The sequence below is a fragment of the Thalassospira lucentensis genome (genome assembly GCF_032921865.1).
Classification (GTDB): Bacteria; Pseudomonadota; Alphaproteobacteria; order Rhodospirillales; family Thalassospiraceae; genus Thalassospira; species Thalassospira lucentensis_A.
This window is the reverse complement of the sequence record NZ_CP136684.1, coordinates 118,188-137,579: the sequence shown is the minus strand read 5'-3', so window position 1 is coordinate 137,579 and position 19,392 is coordinate 118,188. Positions and strand designations below refer to the sequence as shown.

Annotated in this window: 14 protein-coding genes; 9 read left to right on the top strand and 5 right to left on the bottom strand. The window is 47.0% G+C overall.

Annotation, left to right across the window (positions count from 1 at the left end; genetic code table 11):
* Positions 1-2 precede the first annotated feature (2 nt).
* The 3 genes from R1T41_RS01440 to R1T41_RS01430 form a co-directional block, all read right to left on the bottom strand.
* Complete coding sequence (locus R1T41_RS01440) at positions 3-887, bottom strand: hypothetical protein (RefSeq protein ID WP_317339441.1); 885 nt, start codon at positions 885-887, stop codon at positions 3-5.
* A gap of 344 nt (positions 888-1,231) precedes the next feature.
* Positions 1,232-1,918 (bottom strand): hypothetical protein, encoded by a 687-nt coding sequence (locus R1T41_RS01435; protein ID WP_317339440.1) that lies wholly within the window; start codon positions 1,916-1,918, stop codon positions 1,232-1,234.
* Positions 1,919-1,921: 3 nt separating this feature from the next.
* Positions 1,922-4,231 carry a polysaccharide biosynthesis tyrosine autokinase gene (locus R1T41_RS01430; protein ID WP_317339439.1) on the bottom strand — a complete coding sequence of 770 codons (2,310 nt, stop codon included), beginning with the start codon at positions 4,229-4,231 and terminating at the stop codon, positions 1,922-1,924.
* Positions 4,232-4,448: 217 nt separating this feature from the next.
* On the opposite strand from R1T41_RS01430, the gene R1T41_RS01425 reads away from it, so the two are divergent.
* The 7 genes from R1T41_RS01425 (at position 4,449) to R1T41_RS01395 (ending at position 12,202) form a co-directional block, all read left to right on the top strand.
* Positions 4,449-5,843 carry an O-antigen ligase family protein gene (locus tag R1T41_RS01425; protein WP_317339438.1) on the top strand — a complete coding sequence of 465 codons (1,395 nt, stop codon included), beginning with the start codon at positions 4,449-4,451 and terminating at the stop codon, positions 5,841-5,843.
* Positions 5,837-7,063 (top strand): O-antigen ligase family protein, encoded by a 1,227-nt coding sequence (locus R1T41_RS01420; protein ID WP_317339437.1) that lies wholly within the window; start codon positions 5,837-5,839, stop codon positions 7,061-7,063. Before R1T41_RS01425 ends, R1T41_RS01420 begins: the two co-directional genes overlap by 7 nt.
* Positions 7,035-8,153 carry a glycosyltransferase family 4 protein gene (locus R1T41_RS01415; RefSeq protein WP_317339436.1) on the top strand — a complete coding sequence of 373 codons (1,119 nt, stop codon included), beginning with the start codon at positions 7,035-7,037 and terminating at the stop codon, positions 8,151-8,153. The genes R1T41_RS01420 and R1T41_RS01415 overlap by 29 nt, the downstream gene beginning before the upstream one ends.
* Positions 8,154-8,194: 41 nt before the next feature.
* Complete coding sequence (locus tag R1T41_RS01410) at positions 8,195-9,127, top strand: glycosyltransferase family 9 protein (RefSeq protein WP_317339434.1); 933 nt, start codon at positions 8,195-8,197, stop codon at positions 9,125-9,127.
* A complete protein-coding gene (locus R1T41_RS01405) occupies positions 9,117-10,166 on the top strand; it encodes a glycosyltransferase family 9 protein (protein ID WP_317339433.1) in 1,050 nt (349 codons plus the stop codon). The genes R1T41_RS01410 and R1T41_RS01405 overlap by 11 nt, the downstream gene beginning before the upstream one ends.
* Positions 10,163-11,284 carry a glycosyltransferase family 9 protein gene (locus R1T41_RS01400; RefSeq protein WP_317339431.1) on the top strand — a complete coding sequence of 374 codons (1,122 nt, stop codon included), beginning with the start codon at positions 10,163-10,165 and terminating at the stop codon, positions 11,282-11,284. Before R1T41_RS01405 ends, R1T41_RS01400 begins: the two co-directional genes overlap by 4 nt.
* Positions 11,285-11,350: 66 nt before the next feature.
* Positions 11,351-12,202 carry an FkbM family methyltransferase gene (locus tag R1T41_RS01395; protein ID WP_317339430.1) on the top strand — a complete coding sequence of 284 codons (852 nt, stop codon included), beginning with the start codon at positions 11,351-11,353 and terminating at the stop codon, positions 12,200-12,202.
* A gap of 17 nt (positions 12,203-12,219) precedes the next feature.
* On the opposite strand, the gene R1T41_RS01390 is transcribed toward R1T41_RS01395, so the two are convergent.
* Positions 12,220-13,578 carry a lipopolysaccharide biosynthesis protein gene (locus tag R1T41_RS01390; protein WP_317339428.1) on the bottom strand — a complete coding sequence of 453 codons (1,359 nt, stop codon included), beginning with the start codon at positions 13,576-13,578 and terminating at the stop codon, positions 12,220-12,222.
* 11 nt (positions 13,579-13,589) lie between these two features.
* Positions 13,590-14,963: an exopolysaccharide biosynthesis polyprenyl glycosylphosphotransferase gene (locus R1T41_RS01385; protein WP_317339426.1), complete on the bottom strand. Its 1,374-nt coding sequence runs from the start codon at positions 14,961-14,963 to the stop codon at positions 13,590-13,592.
* A 769-nt stretch (positions 14,964-15,732) separates the two neighbouring features.
* Between R1T41_RS01385 and R1T41_RS01380 the strand changes: the two genes are divergently transcribed.
* Both R1T41_RS01380 and R1T41_RS01375 read left to right on the top strand, forming a co-directional pair.
* The gene (locus tag R1T41_RS01380) at positions 15,733-17,160 is read left to right on the top strand and encodes a sigma-54 dependent transcriptional regulator (RefSeq protein WP_317339424.1); all 1,428 of its coding nucleotides are present in this window, start codon (positions 15,733-15,735) and stop codon (positions 17,158-17,160) included.
* Positions 17,160-19,187, top strand: a complete 2,028-nt coding sequence (locus R1T41_RS01375; RefSeq protein ID WP_317339422.1) for a cache domain-containing protein — start codon at positions 17,160-17,162, stop codon at positions 19,185-19,187. The genes R1T41_RS01380 and R1T41_RS01375 overlap by 1 nt, the downstream gene beginning before the upstream one ends.
* Positions 19,188-19,392: the final 205 nt, after the last annotated feature.

The following is a 19,392-nucleotide window of genomic DNA, read 5'->3' as shown; positions in this document are numbered from 1 at the left end:
AATCAGGTCGGGCTGCCGGTCTGGGCCGGATTTTCCTGGACAACGGGTTGCTCCACAACAGGTGTGCTTGTTGTCACTGTTTGTTGTTGTTGTTGTGTGCTGGTCGCCGTCTGGGTACTTGCCTGCGCCGTGGCGTTCAAACCGTTTTGAACTGTGACATCGGTTGAAGCGACGACCTGGGCCGCTGTTGCGGCACCCTGGGCAGCCTGTGATGCGATGGCTGCGACCGAGGTTCCGGTTGCTGCGGCGACAGAAGTAATAATCGCAGCTGCACTGGTACGGGATGCCGACGCGACGGTTGCCGCGATTGTGCCCGAGTTAGCTGTTGAGCCGGACTGGGCCGCTGCGACAGAAACCTGGGCCGCGATCTGGCTGGCGGCTTGCGGGTTTGCACGCGAAACGGCAGCTGCGACCTGCAAGGCCGATTGCGGTGCCGCGCGAGTTGCCGCAGCGGCGATTTGTGGCGCCGCTGCCGGTGCCCGGGCCGCGACCGCAACGGCGATTGTTGCGGCTTGTTGCGGAGCAGCCGATGCAGCGGCAGCGGTAACCTGTGAAGCTGCCTGCGGTGCAATTTCAGTGATAGCCGCAGCAGCAACCGCTGCCTGCTGCGGGGCTGCCTGTGCCATAGCCTGGGCAATCTGTGCGGCAGCAGCCGGGTTGCTTTGCGTCGCGCGCTTGGCAATCGCAGCGGCAAGCGTCGGGTTGGTCTGAACCAGATTGGCAACCATAGCGCTCAGTGCTTCCGGGGTGGCAGCAGCACCGTCAATCTGAGAACCCATCTCGGCAGTTAGTGCTGCACTTGTCTGTGCATAAGCAATTGTCTGCATGCCGAAGAAAACACTACCAGCCAACGCAGTCGCAACGGCCAGTTTCTGTAAGCGCCGCATAGCATATCTCCCTTCGAAAACCTTATTCAGTTCCCGACACAGGAACCGACCCTATCTACTTGGTTAAATACTATCTGGTTCCCAAATAACCGGCAAAGCATTCTTTACGGTTTATGGCGAAAATCTGATGGAAACAGGCGTATATGTGTTATTTATGCCACATGTGTGGCGTTTTTTTCAGTCTTCAATCATGTCAAATGGTTGCTGGTTTGTTGGTATTTGGCGCTTCAGGGTTGGATTTTGATTTTGGAAAGTTGCAAAAGCGCGAGGTGATGCGGACAGAGGTTTAGCCGGGTTACAGCTTTCGCCTGTATGCGCCTTTGTCCGAGCAGCTATGTGGCAGATTACTTATTCAGCTGGACAATAAAACGGGTGAAGCGGTCAATATCGCCATCCGCCATGGCACGTATGACGAGTGTCATCGTTTTGGGATTTTGCTTTGCGAGCGCAATCAGATCGCGGCGTTCAAGTGTTTCGATCCAGCGCACTTTTTCCTCGATGGTTTTCTGATCGTCTTCGGAAAGTTGATCCCACAGGATTGCAGCATATTCGATCTGTGAAATTGCAAGGGATCTTTCGTACGGGCCGGTGACAAGCGATGTTGATAGCGCCTGCATTGCTGTTCCGTCCTCAGCACCACCGGTTTGCAATCTGATGTAGCAAAGCCGTACCCATGAAAACGGATCCATCGGCGAATGGGCGATGGCATCTTCAAAGGCGGTTTCGGCCAGAGCAAGATGGTTCTGCCGTTCGGCTTCATTTTCTGCCCGCGCGGCAAGGGCGAGTTCGACATAACCGAGACGCGTTTGCACTTCACGTTCGTCGACCCAGTCAATCACGCGGAGCAACCGGTCTTTCAGTTGCACGATATCGGCCAATGGAAGGGCGGGATTATTGATCTGCTCGTATGCCGGTTTCGAAACCGCGAGCATGATGGAGGCAAAAGTACGCGGAACGGCAAGCCAGATGAGAAAAGCCGCGCCGACCAGCCCGATACAGGCAGGCAGTCGGCGCAAAATGGAGCGTTTCATCGATTATTTGCTCGAATAATAGTCTTTGTAACGACCATAATAATATCCGTAATCGCCATAGCCATATTTGGAATGTTTTTTCACATTCACCTGGCTAAGAACCGTTCCGGCAAGGTCGATACCCGCTTCAACCGTTTCCTTTAACCCGGATTGTACCAGTGCACGAGGTGTGCCGTCCCATTTTACAACGTAAAGCATCTTGTCAGCCATCAGGCCGATGACCTTTGCGTCAGAAACGGCAAGAATAGGTGGGGCGTCAAGTACGATGAAATCGAAATGCGCGCGAAGGGCCTTGAGGTTTTCTGCCATGTGGCTTGAAGACAGAAGATCAAGGGCATTTGCCTGAGTGTTCTTGGCCGGAAGTACATAAATGCCGCTTTCCGGATCTTTCTTGATTGCCTGGTCCAGCGAGCACTCATTTGCCAGAAGCTCGACGATACTGTTTTCATTGCTGACGCCAAAGGTGCGATGCACGGTAGGGCGGCGCAAGTCGCAATCGACGAGCAGGACACGTTGTCCGGAAGTTGCGGCAACCTGTGCGAGCCATGCGGCGAGGGTTGATTTTCCTTCGGACGGGACCGTTGAGGTAATTCCAACCACCTTGGGCGGTGCATCGACATTTGACAGCATTAATGAAGTTCTCAGGCTGCGAACGGATTCCGTTGTTGCAGATCCGGGTTTTTGTGTCGGATATCGTCCGACATCGGTCCGCCCCAAAAGCGTCCCGGTTAAAAGCGGGACCATGCCAATTGCGGGAATACCGGTCATCTGTTCGATCTGCTCGGCACCGCGGAAGGTGTTGTCAAGCTGCTCGAGAACAAAGACCAGAACAACGCCAAGGAACATTGAACCGACAAGCGCAACCGCAATGATCAGTTTTTTCTTTGGCGCAGATGGATCAACCGGGACTTCTGCGCGGGCAATGATGCGGGCATCTGCTTGCTGGAGATCTTCCTGGTTGTTCGTTTCCTTGAACCGGTTCAGGAAGTTTTCATAAAGCAGGCGGTTGGCATTTGCTTCGCGTTCGAGTTCGCGCAGCCGGACTTCGGCCTGATTCTGGGAGCTGTTTTTGGTTTCGAGCTGTCCAAGGCTTTGGCGCAGGGTGGCGACGCGCGCATCGGCAACACCCATTTCGTTTCGCAGGCTTTGTGCGATTTTACGGACCTCGCGCTCGATTGAGGCACGCAGGTCGGTGAGTTCTGCGCGCGCCTTGATCATTTGCGGATGTCTGTCACCATAACGCGATTCAAGTTCGGATACCTTGCGCAGTACCTCGGCTTCCTGATCACGCAGGCGCTGGATCAGTTGCGAATTCAGCACTTCGGCTGCCGATGCCAGATCCGAACTGCTGCTGAGCAGGCGCTGCACCTGATTCAGGCGCGCTTGGGCTTCTGCCCGGTCGGCCTGGGCAAGAATCAGTTGCGAGTTCAGTTCCGATATCTGTTGTTGCGTCATCGAACTGCTTTGGCCGGAGCTTGCCGCAATTGTCTCGCGGTAATCCTCGACAGCGCGTTCGGTTGTTTCGACGCGCTCGCGCAAATCACCGAGGCGATCATTCAGCCATGATGTTGCCCGGCGGGTTGCCTCGAACTTTGCTTCAAGCTGATCGACGATATACTGGTCGGCGATGGTGTTCGCGATCAGCGAAGCCTTGCGCGCATTGGTGGAGGTGAAGTTGATTGCGATGACTTGGGACCGGCCGACGATGCCGACTTCGAGCTGTTCCTGAACGGCTTTGACGACACGGTTGGTCGTTTGTTCGGTGAGTTCGTCCTCGCTTAGCAGAATCTCGTTTTCCGTAAGGCCAAGTGATACCAGAACATCGCGCGGAACATAACTTTCGGGATCAAGCAGCGATGCCATCCACGATTTTTTGGCAATCTCGACGTTGAATTCCGGGTCCTGTTCCAGTTTCAGCTTTTCGACCACGCGCCGGATCAACGAGGACGAATGGATAACCTCTACCTCGCTTAGCAGTGCGCCCATTTCGGCGGACATGCCCGTCATTACGCTTTCGATATCGACAACGTTGGATTTACGTCCATCGATAATAACGTTGGTGGTTGCGGTATAACGCGGTGCGACCTGAAACACGATCAGGGTTGTAAGTGCCGTCAGGATGGCGACGACGGAAAAAATAACAGATTTACGCCGCCACAATGTGCGCAACAGTTCCTGCAGATCGATTTCGTCACTGTTGCCTTGCTGAGAAATGCGATCGGTCAGGCTTTTCAGGCGTGATTTGTTATGTTCACGCGCGCTGTTATCCATCACGGAACTGACCTTGGTCGTGCTGTTCAAAACGGCCCCCATATTTCGACCCCAACGTAACCGCTTGTATATGATGCGGCACGAATGCGAAAGCTATACGGAATTTGTTGACTGGCGGCAACCATTCACAACCGCGATTTGATCGAATTTTGATCGGAATTTGTACGGTTGCAGGCTGGCTCGCTTTATTCCGGCTTGATCAGATGGGGAGAGCATGGATATACGACAAGAGTATAGGGATGGGGAAAGGAACAGGGACGTGAATTTTGTACGCCGGTTTGTGTTTTACGGGTTGCTTGCCCTGATTGCGATTGCGCCTCTGCCGTTTGGTTCGAACCGGCCGTGGGCATGGTCCATTCTTTCCCTGTGGGTCGGCATTCTTGTTTTGCTGGATGCCATTGCGGCATTTGCCGACCCGGTTCGCGGCGAAAGCCGGTTTATGAAACGTATTGCCATTCCGGCAGTTCTTTTTATTTCCGTTGTCATCTGGATTGTGATCCAGGCCTCCCCGGATATTTTACCCGCCGCAGCCCATCCGATGTGGGGCGAGGCGGCAGCACAGCTTGGCCGGGATATGGCCGCATATGTTTCGATTGATCCGGAACGTACGCGTGATGCCTTGATGGTGCTGCTTGCCTATGCCGGTGTATTCTGGCTTGCCGCGCGGCACGGGCGGGACCGCGCGAATGCGGCAATCATGTTGAAGTTTTTCGTTATTGTTTCGACTGTTTATGCGATTTACGGCCTCGCCGTGTTTTTCGGCGGGTGGGAGAAAATCCTTTGGTATGACAAGAGTGCATATATAGGGGACTTGACCAGCACGTTTATTAATCACAATCATTACGCAACTTATGCTGGAATCGGACTTGTTTCATCACTTTTGTTATTGCTTGATCAACATAAACGGTATTCTCAAAGAAACAAAGGAGGGCGAGCGAGAGCAATACAAAATTTCGCGCAGATAATTGATAAAAACCTCGCTCCATTTCTCGGAGTTTTGTTGAATTCTTCTGCATTGATTTTGACTCATTCACGTGGAGGAGTTGCAGCCACTGGAATGGCGATATTCATAATTTTCGGTCTTTTTTTAATCAAGGTCGGAAGAACCCAGAGAGTCTTATTGGGGGCGTCCTTTGCTATGTTGACTGTGGTTGCATTTAATTTTTTACTGAGTGGCGAAAAACTCCTGCAGCGCATTATTGGTTATCAGGATGCTTGGGACCTTCGCAAATCTTTATATGGCCGAGTGGTAGAAGCAATCTCGGGAGCTTGGCTTGAAGGATATGGGGCAGGTACTTTTAAAACAGTGTTTCATGCATTTAAAGATTCTCCTGAGCTGAGCAGATATACTTGGCAATCTTCACATAATTTATTCTTAGATTTATTTGTTTCAATTGGTTTTGTGTTTGGTTTGATGTCATTGTTAGTAGTGGCTTTCGTGTTTTTTGATTTGGTAAAAGGGGCGTTAATTAGATCAAAGAGTAGCGTCTATAGTATCTTAGGTGTGGCAATATTGCTTTTGTTGTCGTTGCATTCTTTAATTGATTTTAGCTTAAAGATGTATTCAGTTTCTGTGAGTTCCTTGTATTTGATCGGATTGGTTTGGGCTGTGTCCGTTTCCAATATGGGGCATAGAAGGGATAATAAATGTTAATAAAAATAGCGATTTTCTTATGTAGCGTGTCTTTGATTTTTCCTCGATATTTTTTTGATATCCCATTTTTCCCGAGTGATTTTTGCGCAATAATTCTTCTAATTTTCCTGATTCCGAGGAAAATAAAACCTGCTGACGTAAGCATTATTTGGATGATTACTGCTTTCTTGCTGCTGTGTTTCATCTCTTTGACCTACGTAGACGGTTTGAACCCCGAAGGGGACAATTTGCGGCGCTTTTTAAGGTATGTAGCCGTATTTAGTGTCGCCTATATTGTTCTAACTGCTCGTGATGTGGAGCTTTTAACGGAAAAACACTTATTTCGGACTGTAGTGGCGTTCGGAGGTGTCGCGATTGGGATTGGAGCGCTAGGATTTGGCCTTCAGATAGAGGGATTGGTTGCTACTCAATCATATTGGTATCCTGGGTTTGGACTTATGTTTCGAGCTGGTGGAGTCTTCGAAAACTCTGGACCATATGGAGCCATGGCTGTTTTGCTGCTAGCTATTTCGCTGGTTGAGTTGGGGAAGGGAGAAGATCAAGCGTGGTCGATTTTCGGAGTCCTCGCCGGGGCGATAGGTATTGGCCTGTCTGCTTCAAGAACTGGCATATTTGTGCTTGTTATGTTTCTGTTTGCAGCGATGCTTGTTTCACCGAAACGCTCATTCTATGTGCGAATAACTTTAATTCTATTTGGCATAGCTGCTTTGGTGACACTTACTTTTCCAAAGTTGCTTGATTACTTTTACGAACGTTATTGGCTTGAGTTAGGGCGATATTTCTTTGAGGGGGGACAACTTGATACCTTCACTCGAAGGGGGCTCTCCTGGGAGGCTACTCTCCAACGTTTTCTGAATCAAGATATGTTCACAATCTTGTTTGGAGAAGGAATAAACTCTTTAGGAAGAGGAGACCTCTTCAATATCGCAATGCAGTCTGCAGATAATCAATATCTGTCTGTTCTTGTAGAAAATGGATTGATTGGATGGTCTATCGTCACGGGATTGATAGTGACAATTTTTTGGCGATTGATTTCTAATATTGAAAGTCGGGACACAGGTTTGGTTTGGTTTGCGATTTGTGTTTGCGGGATGTTTGGAGATATATTCTCATACCCAGCTGTCTTTTCAATCGCGCTAATATATGTGCTGTCAGCGCTTAAATGGGCAAACATTCGGAATAATAACAAAAATGTTAACCATTCTACATCTTACGCATAAAAGCAATATGGCGGGCGGCGGCGAGAAAAGTATGATTGAGCTTGCTTTAGAGCAGCAAAAATCAGGACTTATGGTTAGTGTCGTTTGTTCAGATGGAGAAATCGAAAGTCTTCTGGAGAGAAACGGTATATCTTTTCGTTCTTGTCCTGCTTTTTCTAAAATTTCCTCATTGAGTTTCGAGAAAAAATGGAATGCTTTAGGGAAATTTCTTGATATAATTAATTCGGCTTGGAGGCTCAGCAGTATTATAAAATCAATAAAATCTGATGTATTGCACTTTCATACTATTCTATCTCTTTTTTGCGCCGTTCCTTATTTGATATTTAATGGCTCAAAGCAAAAAGTTGTATATCATCATCGATCGCCGACAAGCATAAGAAGAATAAAATTTATAATGTGTTTTGTTGATTCGATTGTTTTGATTTCTAAAAAAGAGTTTAACGTAGCCAGAAATCTAAATTTATCTGCGAGGTTATATCATATTCCTAATGCAGTAAACGCAGCTATCGTTGGTGATGGCAATGTTTCTAATGAGGATATTGTCAGAGTTGCAATCCCAGCCGCAATCAAACCATTGAAACGGCAGGAGGACGCAGTAGATTTCGTAAAATTTTTTGCAGAGAGGTATGCTGGGGAAAAAGCAATAGAGTTTACCATCCGGGGGAGAAGCGAAGACGTCGAATACTTGTCTATGATACAAGAAAAATCAAAAAAATATGGATTAGATCACATACTTTCCTTTGTTGTCGGTGAGTTAACTACGAGTGAGTTATTTGATTCAGTAGATATTGCTTTATTTTTTTCACGGACAGAGACGTTTGGTCGCGTGGTTGCTGAGGCCATGAGTGCAGGTGTTGCAGTTATTTCTGAAGCGAATGATGGAGCTTTTGAAATAATAGATGATGGGGTAAATGGGTTTATAATTAATCGAGACTTTAATCGATTATATGAAATTTTGATTCACCTTTTAATAGACAAAAGTGCTCTTAAAAAAATTAAAACTGCCGGTCAGCAAACATGGAATAATCGATTTCAGGTATCAATTTTAGCGCGGAGAATTGAGACAGTTTATCGGGAAACTGAAGAATGAGGATACTCATTTTCAGGCGCGGAGCTCGCGGAGACTTATTAATGGCGACAACGGTATTATGCGCTTTGAAAAAAAAATATGGCTTCAACTGTCAGCTTGATTTTGCTGTTGACGCAGAATGTTCTGAGGTTCTCTCCGGAGATAACAGAATTTCCAAGATATACTCACTTCCTAAGTATTGGCGAAAAAAAGCAAGCATATTTCGAAAGTTTTTATATGGAATTTCACGATTTAGATCGTATGATTTAATAGTATGTCTAGATGCTAGGTTAAGTATTATTGTTCCGATTTTTTTTGTAAATAAAAATATCTATTCATTTATGCAGGGGTGGCGCGCCATATTTCAATGTAACAAAATATCTGAAACCGATTTATTTAAAGGATGTAATCGCAAAATCGGACTTTTTTTGGCGGCTGCTTTGGGAGGGGAAGATAAAGGTGATATAGCGAGAGATTCATGTATCCCAAACATTTATAAGAGCGGCTTGAGCATATCTACTCACTCCGATAGCTCAAAAAAAATACTGTTTTGCCCCGGAGGAGGGCGGAATTTTGGGGAGATCAAAAGTGGAAAAATAATTCCTTCAGATATATTTTTAAATTTGATTGAACGCTTTTCAAGTCAGGAAGTCGAATTCATTGCAGTTGGCGATGAATTTGATCGATCTTATGCAGAGTATTTAGTCTCTTCCGGAGCAAGTTTATCCAACTTCTGTGGTTTGACGAGCTGGTCTCAGCTTGAGCAGATGCTGATAACCTCTGCTTTGTTCATTGGACCTGATAGCGGAACGTTGCATCTCGCAGTTGCTTTGGGGAGGCCTACGATTGGTCTTTATAGAGTCACGGCAAGTGAAGATTTTGGTTATAACAATGCTAGAAATGTCAGTGTATTGCTTCAAGGTGGTGAAAACAATTTTACAGACGATATAAATTTAATTTCCAGTTATATTGGAAATTTTTTAAATGAAAAATAGTATTGTTATATTTCGTCAAGGCAGTTTAGGCGATACTGTTGTTTCCTTGCCCGTTTTTGAGGAGATAAAGCGTCGATATCCAGATAAAGACTTGGTGCTATTAACCGCATACCGGAACAACCCGGAAATTATTCCAACAGAAAAGATTTTAGTTAGAGCAAACCTGATCAAAAAGGTTATTAAATACCGAGAAGGTGTTAGAAATATTTCTGATTTATTTAATGTGATAAAGGAAATCAGGAAAGAGAGAATTCATAAATGTTTTTATTTGATGCCAAGAAAGAGAAAGAGGGACGTCGTTCGGGACGCTGTTTTCCTAAGAGCCTGTGGGATTAGAGAAATAATTGGATTGCCCCTTACAGATCGAGATTTGCACTGTCAGGATATAGGAAACGGTTTGGTTGAGTTTGAGGGAAACCGCCTTTATCGTGCCGTTTTTTTAACTGACATGCCGCAAGATTTGGGGCAAACACCGTTGTTTGAGGTTTCGGATTTGGAATACGTTCTGAATATCATCCGGCGCTCAAACTTCAACTCCGACAAATTGGTTGTTGTTTCGGTCAACTCCAAAATGACAACCAAAAATTGGTCTCTGCAGGCGTGGCAGAAAGTGCTTCTGGAAATTTCGAGGAGACATGAGCGACATATATGTTTTGTGGGGGCGATGTCAGATGCTGATTTTGTTGAACAAGTGGTTCAGGCTTTGCCTGATGGGTATTTGAACTTTTGTGGGCAGTTGTCATTGGAGCAATCCGCTGCCCTGATTTCACTTTGTGAACTGTTCATAGGGGTTGATTCGGGCCCTATGCATATCGCGAATTATCTGCATAAGCCTCTGGTTGGGCTGTTCAGTGCCCGTGACGTGCCTGGTAAATGGTATCCACAAGGGGCGAAGGCTCATATTCTACAAGGTGAAGCGGAATGCAGTAAATGCATGTTGGAAGATAATTGCCCCAACGATAATATTTGTATGAAAAGTATTTCTCCTTCGATACTTATTGAGAAGGTTGAAAATCTCCTGAAAGTTGAACTCTCATGAAAAGGTCTAATCGATTAGATCGGTTTGTTGATCGATATCTAGGAAGTATATTTATAGCTGCAATTGGTCTTTTACATAAAAAAAATAAAAGACCAAAAATTATAAGAAATATTGGTTTCGTACAGCCTACAGCTATAGGAGACCTTGTTATGGCGAGTGGCTTGATTAAAAGTTTTTCACGGAGGATTTATAAAGAAACCGGGATTTCACCTAAAGTTATTTTGTATGTCGGAGAGACTAACTATCAAGCCGCGTCCTTCTTTTGCGATCGTGTTGAAACAAGAGTTGTTAACTTCAAAAATATTATATCTACTTTACGTGCTATGCGAGCTGATCAGATTGATATATTAATTGATTTGACCCCTTGGGCAAGGGTTACGGCTATTATTTCTGCGTTATCTTTATCAAAGTATACCATTGGGTTTAACGCACAGAAGCAGTTTAAACATTATTCATTTGATTTGGTAATCCCGCACAGTCTTCAAGAACACGAGGCTGAAAACTTGAAGCGTATTTACAAAGGTTTCTTTGGTGATGAACTGGGGTACTTTGAAATCGGAATACGTAAGCCTGATGTCTTAAGAATTGCAGATATTTCGAAAATATCGCCTACTGTTGCGTTTCATCCTTGCGCTGGAGGAAGTCGAGCAAGAGAAAAGGCTTGGCCGATAATGAACTGGGTCGAATTGACTCGACTTCTTCGACAAAAAAATGTCCAAGTGGTTATATTGGGTGGCTCTAATGATGTTCTTGTTTGTAACATGCTGTTTAATTTTCTTAGTAAGGATGAAAAATTTGGAGTCAGGAACTTATGTGGTCGACTTTCATTGAATGAGTATGTCAATCTCACGTTGCTTTCTCATGCCCTCGTCTCTGTTGATACCGGAACTCTTCATCTGGCTTCAATGTGTGGAGCAAAAGTAGTAGGTTTATATGGTCCTACTTCATCTAAAAGATGGGGAAGCATCGGAATGCATACAAAGCACCTTGATGGTGGCATGGAGCAGGATAAAACGATCCAGTTTGGCTTTGAAAAATGTAAATCGGCAAAATTTGCTATGACAGAAATCACGCCAGAGCGCGTTTTTGCTCGAATTAGCGAGTTCGGACTTTTTTAGTCTTGCCTACATCATTCAAGTACATTTTCCTTTTAATATGAAAATAAAATATTGGTGTGATGGTAAATGGGAATATATAAAAAAATAAAGAAATTAATTGGCGGTATTATTTTTTATATGGCTAATAAATTTAATGGTCCTTACGTAAATGCTTTGATGACACATGCTAACGGTATGAATTTTCTTGTTAGTCCATTTGATATGGCGGTTGGGCGTCACTTGAGATGGCGAGGAAAATACGGCACAGAAGAACTGAATTTAATCAAGAAAGTAATTACTAATGATATGGAATGTTTATTTGTTGGTACTCATATAGGAGCTATTGCCTTGCCGGTAAGCTTCTGGGCAAAGCATTCATCCCTTATAGAAGCTAACCCTGATACATTTTGTTTTCTTCAGGCTAACGTGAGGCTTAACTGTATTAATAATGTATCTTTATACAATTTTGCTGCTGGTGAGTCAGATGGAGAAATTAATTTTATAAAAAATATAAAAAATTCGGGAGGATCAAAGAGAGAGCCTGTAAATAAAATGAAATTTTATTATGATGATGGTGGTGAGGTAATTAAGGTCCCATTGAAGAAGCTTGATGACGTATTTCCCTCACTTTACTTTGATTTCATCTTTATGGATATCGAAGGGTCGGAGTACTTTGCATTAAAAGGAATGCAAAGGATTATATCTCAAGCAAGTTATCTGGTTGTTGAGTTTGTACCCCATCATTTGAAATATGTGTCGGGTGTTTCGGTTGAGGAGCTTCTTTTACTATTAGAACATAGGTTTATGTTCCTTTTTATTCCTTCGACATCGACTTTTTGCGAAAGAGAGGCGTTTTCCACTGTTCTTGGGGAAATGTATCGTAATAATCAAGCCGACGATGGAATTATATTTTCTGTAGAGAAGCCTAATTTTATCTAAGTATGATTCTATGAGTATTATGAGCACTTATAGGATTTACCTGCACGGATATTTATTAATCTTTTGGCAAGGCGAAGTGCGATTGAGCACGATGCATTGGTAGATATTCCAATTTTCTTTTGTGCTAGCCTATAAAACGCGTAGTATTGCCAAGTTCCAATAACAGCAACTGCTATTGCCATTCCTGCTCCACCGACGAAACTGGTTACTGCTGCACCAGCGGCAATGAGTGTGATTGAGAAAATAATATTTAGCTTTAACATCGTTTGTCCAAGCCCTGCTATAGTAAGAAGATAGCTCGCAGGGCCTATGTAAATTGACAATATTTTTCCGGTAAATAGAATTAAGAAGTACAGGTACGCAGGGTCGAAACCCTCTCCAAATAAAAATAATATTAATGGTTTTCCGAAAGCAGCTATTCCCAGAAATAAACTTGAGCTTATAGTTAGAAGAATTGACGATGTTTGTTTTATTAAGAGTTGAAGGTAGTTCTTCTTATCTCGGAATAATAGATTTGACATCGTTGACGGCAGTGAGACTGCTGCCATGACAATCGGTATGCCGGCTAACCTCACAAGTCGTGTTGCAATCCCATACGCAGCGGTTTGACTAGGCGATGATAGGGCGCCCATAATAATAAGATCAATGTTTGAAATTATTGCATTTGTTAAGTTGTTTAGGCTGTTTGGGATGCCGAATTTCAAATATTTATTTATTTCTTTTTTGCTCAGGATGCGTAATTTAAAACCTGAACTTTTTGTTATTGTTGCAATTTCAATGCTTGATAATAAAAGAGCTAGTAGGGTGCTGCTTATTCCACATGCTAATATTCCCTCTGGCCCGAGTGTGTTTCCATTCAACCTAATTATTGTGATAAGTGATAAAAAGAATATATTTTGACTAACATATAAATGAATGGCAAATCGTTTGTGAAAGTGGAATGTTCTAAAAAATTCACAGTTGTTGTTAAGTGATGCCAGTGCTAATCCCCAAAATACAGTGTAGACGTAAATTACAGAAGGGAGGGAGAATAATGTATTTAGCAAACTCAGAAGTATATATGTGGAAAGTGCTAATATAGATATAAAACCCGCACTGGTTAGAACGATGGTTGCCCCTATTTGAAGAGCACTAGTTTCGTTTCCCCTGTTTACTTTTTCTCCAGCAAATCGAGCAAGTATTTCTGGAGTGCCTAGTTGAATAATGATGCTAATTATACTAGCGTAGGTAATGGCTAAAAAATACGTTGATAGTGCAATATCTGTTACGTTGTGTGCTAATGACGAGGTTATGAGTAGGCCCAAAGCATTGCCTAATATGCGTCCTGAACCTCCAAGGCTTGCTGCTTTTATCGCCCGTTTTGTTATCCAGTTCATAATTTTCTTCGTTAAAAAGCATTTTTATCAAATGATGTTCTTATGACCGTCAAAGCCAGTATTCGTATATCAAACCATATCGACCAATGTGAAATGTAAAACATATCCCGGAGTATTCTTTGGCGCATTTTTTCATCTGTGTCAGTTTCTCCGCGCCACCCGTTTACCTGAGCCCACCCTGTGATTCCCGGTTTTACTCGATGCCGAGCAAAGTATCCATCTATACGGGAGCGATAATGTTTGTTGTGCTGCGTTGCATGTGGCCGAGGGCCAACCAATGACATTTCTCCACGTAACACATTAAACAATTGTGGTAGTTCATCAAGACTGGTCTTGCGAATGAAGGCACCAAACGGCGTTATACGTGCGTCATCGCGAGTTGCCTGTAGCACTGTGCTCGCGTCTCTGGCAGAGCATCCGTCAACATACATTGATCGGAATTTAAGCACGCGGATTGGTTCACCATTAAAGCCATGGCGGAGTTGTATGTAAAATATCGGACCGGGGCTGGTGACTTTCACAAGAAACGCCACGACAAGCATAATTGGTGCGGCGATAATGATCGCAATCGATCCGATCACGATATCCTCGACCCGTTTGATCCACCATCCCCGTAACCCGAACGGACGGATCGCGCGGCGAATGAAGGGAAGGCCAGCCATTACGATCCATTCGCTTCCGGGATCCAAAGTGGCATTTCCCTCTGTATCGGCAGGCTGACGGCTCGAAAAGTCTCCGATTTCGAGTATTTCGGAGGATATGGCATCAATATCGTCAAGCTCGTTAGCGAAACGTACTTTATCCGTTTCCGAGAGCGCCAATATGATCATGTCCGGCCCGGCTCGGCGCAATTTGGCAAGGCAGCCTTGCAACTCGGCTGCTGTAGTTTCATCCTTCCTGATCAGGCAGCGATGGATGATACGATAGCGGTGCGCCAGAACCCGGGACTCAAGTGTTTCGATTATATATGGGGTCGGCAGTGACCCGATAATCGCAATCGTCGGACGGAATATATCCTGTTTGCCAAGGGCACGTAAAATCCCAAAGCTGCATAGCCGAAGGGTGATAATGGATATCAAACCCGCCAACGCAAAATATGCAGTCCAAAGGCGGGAAAATTCATCCGATACCTTGGAGAAATAGGCAATCGCCAGCAGCAGGGAAAAAGAAATTGCCAATGCACCAAGTACACGCAAAAGCCCCATCTGAAGCGTTTGCGGGTCAAGCGTATAATAACCGCCCAAAACCATCATTGCTGCCAGATAAAAAAGTGGCGTTGCAAATACCGGAAGCAGAAGGTGATCAGGCGGCAGGATTGCATCAAAACGCAACCACGACGCAAACAATGCCGCAAGCAGCAGCACCGCAATATCGCCAATCGCCATTAAATCCCTGAGAAGCACGTGGCTTCTGCTATGCGCAAGCACTCTGGTCGCCCCCAAATTAGGTCTTGTCCATGACGCAGCTACGCGGTTTATAACCCGCTTGCTACCGCCTGTATAGTGACCCCAACCAGTCGATCTCTTTGATTCTAATTGTTGAATTTCCGCTTGTTTCTGCGGAATTGCGTTCCAATTCGATTTGGATTTCTGTCTATAGCAGGTCGATTATTGAATTGTACCTATACAAAGGAATTATTTCGAGAGATTTTATGAGTAGGATTCACAACTGCGACATGTGAAAGGCTAAAGAGAAACGCATGTTCCGGAACTTGGGGGGATCTTTCCTTTGTTCTCATCGGGATGATTGTTTCAGCAAAGCTGCGGAAAATGATCGGGCCGACTAAGAAAAGACGCATCCACTATGCTCGTCCTGAGCCGGACACGAAGTTAACTGCCACGTTTTAAGCCGTTTTTTGTGAGCGATTCCGTTCAGGTATGGGGTTATCAAGCCCTGCAGTATGGTTCTCTGGCATGCCGCGATGCTCCGCCATGTAAAACCGTTTGTCGGAGAACAAAATCCGTTACGGAAATTGACTACGGATGCTCCACGTCCTGAGAGCAGAGCCTTCAACTTTGATAGGCCGTCGATTACAACCGAGCGTATGAGCAGGGATATTTGCCGCAATCACATATTTTGCTTTTCATCTTCTGCTGATCTAATCTTCGAAAAAATAAAAACAAAATGACCGGGATGATTGGCGGAGGAATATCAATGAGATCGATTGCAATGGGGGCGCCGGATCTGGTTGCACCATCACCTGCATCGCAACCGGATGGCAAGCCGGGGCCGGAATTCGGGCCGTGGCTGGAAAAGGCATCGATCCTGATCGTCGATGACGAACCGGGCATGCGCAATTTCCTTGTCCGTACATTGGGGCCGCGCGCCAAGCGGGTGGAAGAAGCCGCCGATTGCGAAGAAGCGACCAAGCTTCTGGATCAGCATCATTTCGACGTCGTGATCCTTGATAACATCATGCCGGGCAAGTCCGGGGTTGAGTGGTTGACCGAGCAGCGCGAGATCGGCTTTTTTTCCGATGCCATCCTGATGACTGCCTATGCCGATCTGGATACCGCGATCAAGGCATTGCGGGCTGGTGCGGTTGATTTTGTCCTTAAACCGTTTCGATCCAACCAGATTTTGAATGCGGTGGCGCGCTGCCTTGACCGGATGCGGTTGCGGCGTGAAAACCATGTTTTGCGCCATGAATTGCGCGCAACATCCGATCACGTTCTGTTGCGCGACAAGCTGATTGGCTATTCTGCGCAAATCCAGGAAATCCGCGAAACCATTGCACGGGTGGCCCCCCTTCCGACATCAATCCTGATTTCTGGCGAAAGCGGCACGGGCAAGGAGGTTACCGCTCGGTCATTACATGCGTTATCTGACCGGGCCGAAAAGCCGTTCGTGCCGATCAATTGTGCCGCCATTCCGTCCGAGATGATAGAGGCCGAATTGTTCGGGCACCTGAAAGGGGCCTTCACCGGGGCGCAAACCACGCGCGACGGGCTTTTCATGCATGCGCAGGGTGGTACCCTGTTTCTCGACGAGGTCGGGGAATTGTCGCTGGCGACGCAAAGCAAGCTTTTGCGCGCGATTGAAAGCCGCCGTATCCGCCCCGTGGGATCGGAGCGCGAGGCACCGGTCGATCTGCGGTTTGTTTTTGCCACCAATGCCGATCTTGAGGCAGAGGTCGAAGCGGGCCGTTTCCGTGCCGATCTGTTTTACCGGATCAATGTCATGCATATCGCGATGCCGCCCCTGCGCGAGCGCGGGGATGACGTGCTTGAACTCGCCAGCCTCTTTATGAGCAAGCTGTCCAAGCAGCTTGGGGTGCCGCAAGTCGCGATGGATGGGGCGGTGCGTGCCGGATTGACGCGATATGACTGGCCTGGCAATGTGCGCGAATTGCGCAACCTTGTGGAACGCACCCTGATCCTTGGGCGGTTCCCGGCAGAATTCCGCGACGAGCAGGCTGGGATGGATGGCCATACCGATCAGGACGAGACGCTGGAGGAAATGGAACGGCGTCACATCATGGCGATGGTGCACAAGACCGGCGGCAATCGCAATGAAGCCGCGCGGCGTCTGGGCATTTCGCGCAAGACGATTGACCGCAAATTTGCCGATTGGGCCGATTGATGCCGTGGCGGAGCCGCCGTACCAAACGCACCCGGTCCGTGCGATTCAAACTGCTGGCGATTGCGTTATTGCCGACACTGGTCATTTTGCCATTGCTTCTTGGCGTGATGATGGTGCGCTGGAACAGCAAGTTTGACGCGCTTTTGACATCGAAGGTCAATGGTGACCTGACGATTGCCCATCAATATTTTACCCATATTCTGGAAACCACCGGCGAGCAGATTGAGGCGCTTGGCCAGTCAGTGACGTTTCGTGATGTGCTGGCATCGGGGGATCGGGCGCGGATTGATGATCTGTTGGCCACAAAGCAGGCCGAGCTTGGCCTTGATTTCCTGTATATCGCCAATCGGCAGGGGCTTGTTTCAGGGGCGGCACCGAGGCAGGCCAACCCGCGGCTTGATGCAGACTGGCCGGTGATTTCAACCGCCCTTTCGGGGGCGTCCTTGACCGGGGTAGATATATTCGAGAATGCCGATCTGGCGGCGATTTCGCCCGGTCTGGCGGCGCGTGCAAGGCTTGATCTGGTGCCGACACCCAACGCGGTGCCCACCACGCGCGATGCGGAAACGCGCGGCATGGTGGTGCATTCGGCAAGCCATGTATCCCTGCCGATGGAGGGCGCAGAGGGGATAGACGGCGCACTGGTTGGCGGCATATTGTTGAACCAGAACCTTGTCTTTATCGATACGATCAATGATCTGGTTTACCGCAAAGGCAGTCTTCCTGAAGGCAGCCAGGGCACGGCGACCCTGTTTCTCGACGATGTGCGGATCAGCACCAATGTGCGGCTGTTTGAAGGGCGGCGCGCGCTTGGCACACGGGTATCGGCGGCGGTGCGCCAGAATGTTCTGGAAGACGGCAAGGTGTGGCTCGATAGCGCATTTGTCGTCAATGACTGGTATATTTCAGCCTATGAGCCGATTACCGACAGTTTTGGCAAGCGGGTCGGGATGCTGTATGTCGGGTTCCTTGAAGCGCCGTTTGCCCAGACGAAATATGAAAGCCTGCTGATTATCATTGCGGCGTTTCTGTTCGTCGCGACGCTGAGCGTTCCGATCTTTCTGCGTTGGGCGCGCGGCATTTTCAAGCCGCTTGAACGCATGACCCAGACGATTGCCCGGGTAGAAAGCGGCGACTTTGGCGCTCGGACCAATATCGATCAGGTGCAGGATGAAATATCGCTGGTGGCGGAACATCTTGATGATTTGCTTGATCAGGTGCAGGAACGTGACAAACGTTTGCGCGCCTGGAACGAGGAACTGAATGCGCGTGTCGATGCGCGTACCAGCGAACTTCGCGAAGCCAACCGCCAGCTTGAAGCCACGACCAAGCAATTGATCATGTCCGAAAAACTGGCGGCAATTGGCGAAATCACGGCTGGCGTCGCGCATGAGATCAACAATCCGGTCGCTGTGCTTCAGGGGAACCTTGATGTGGTGCGGGATCTGCTGGGTGAAAATGTGCGGCTGGCGGAAACGGAATTCCGTTTGATTGATGAACAGGTCAGCCGCATCAATCTGATTGTCACCAAGCTTCTTCAATTTGCCAAACCCGAAGAATATGCCGGGTTTGTCGAGCGCCATTCACCGGGCGAGGTGATTGGTGATTGCCTGCCACTGGTGCAGCACTTGTTGAACAAGGCCGATATAGAGGTATCACGTGAAAGTCTGGCCACGCGGCTTATCCTGATGAACCGGACGGAATTGCAGCAGGTGCTGGTCAATCTGATGGTCAATGCGCTGCATGCGATGCCCGACAGTGGTACGTTAACCCTGATTGACGAGGATTTTGACCAGAAAGGAAAACCCGGCATTCGCATTTCGATCCGCGATACGGGTACGGGCATGTCGCCCGAAATACTGGGCCGTATTTTCGATCCGTTCTACACGACCAAGCGCCGTGAAGGTACGGGGTTGGGGTTGTCGATCAGTAAAACTCTGATTGACCGACAGGGCGGGACTATGACGGTTGAAAGCGAACCAGGCAAAGGCACGTTATTCACCATCTGGTTGCCCGAGGCGGACTGATTATCCCGTCAGGGATTGGACATTTTGTCCGGATGGTGCATTGCACGGTAAAAATTTGTTGGACATTTTGTCCATGCGCGTGCGCCGCAATATTATGATTGTCTTTCCAAAACTTCCAGAAAATCAGGCAACAGACTGAATGGCATAGCAATTGCGACGCTGTGTTTTCCGGGTCTTACCGATATGGCCATGCAGCATTCATCCG

Coding starts and splice junctions, on each gene's coding strand:
- R1T41_RS01435 (WP_317339440.1), bottom strand. CDS start 1,918: ATGAAACGCTCCATTTTGCGCCGACTGCCTGCCTGTATCGGGCTGGTC.
- R1T41_RS01415 (WP_317339436.1), top strand. CDS start 7,035: ATGTTAACCATTCTACATCTTACGCATAAAAGCAATATGGCGGGCGGC.
- R1T41_RS01410 (WP_317339434.1), top strand. CDS start 8,195: ATGGCGACAACGGTATTATGCGCTTTGAAAAAAAAATATGGCTTCAAC.
- R1T41_RS01380 (WP_317339424.1), top strand. CDS start 15,733: ATGAGATCGATTGCAATGGGGGCGCCGGATCTGGTTGCACCATCACCT.
- R1T41_RS01405 (WP_317339433.1), top strand. CDS start 9,117: ATGAAAAATAGTATTGTTATATTTCGTCAAGGCAGTTTAGGCGATACT.
- R1T41_RS01430 (WP_317339439.1), bottom strand. CDS start 4,231: ATGGGGGCCGTTTTGAACAGCACGACCAAGGTCAGTTCCGTGATGGAT.
- R1T41_RS01390 (WP_317339428.1), bottom strand. CDS start 13,578: ATGAACTGGATAACAAAACGGGCGATAAAAGCAGCAAGCCTTGGAGGT.
- R1T41_RS01375 (WP_317339422.1), top strand. CDS start 17,160: ATGCCGTGGCGGAGCCGCCGTACCAAACGCACCCGGTCCGTGCGATTC.
- R1T41_RS01400 (WP_317339431.1), top strand. CDS start 10,163: ATGAAAAGGTCTAATCGATTAGATCGGTTTGTTGATCGATATCTAGGA.
- R1T41_RS01385 (WP_317339426.1), bottom strand. CDS start 14,963: ATGGCGATTGGCGATATTGCGGTGCTGCTGCTTGCGGCATTGTTTGCG.
- R1T41_RS01440 (WP_317339441.1), bottom strand. CDS start 887: ATGCGGCGCTTACAGAAACTGGCCGTTGCGACTGCGTTGGCTGGTAGT.
- R1T41_RS01420 (WP_317339437.1), top strand. CDS start 5,837: ATGTTAATAAAAATAGCGATTTTCTTATGTAGCGTGTCTTTGATTTTT.
- R1T41_RS01395 (WP_317339430.1), top strand. CDS start 11,351: ATGGGAATATATAAAAAAATAAAGAAATTAATTGGCGGTATTATTTTT.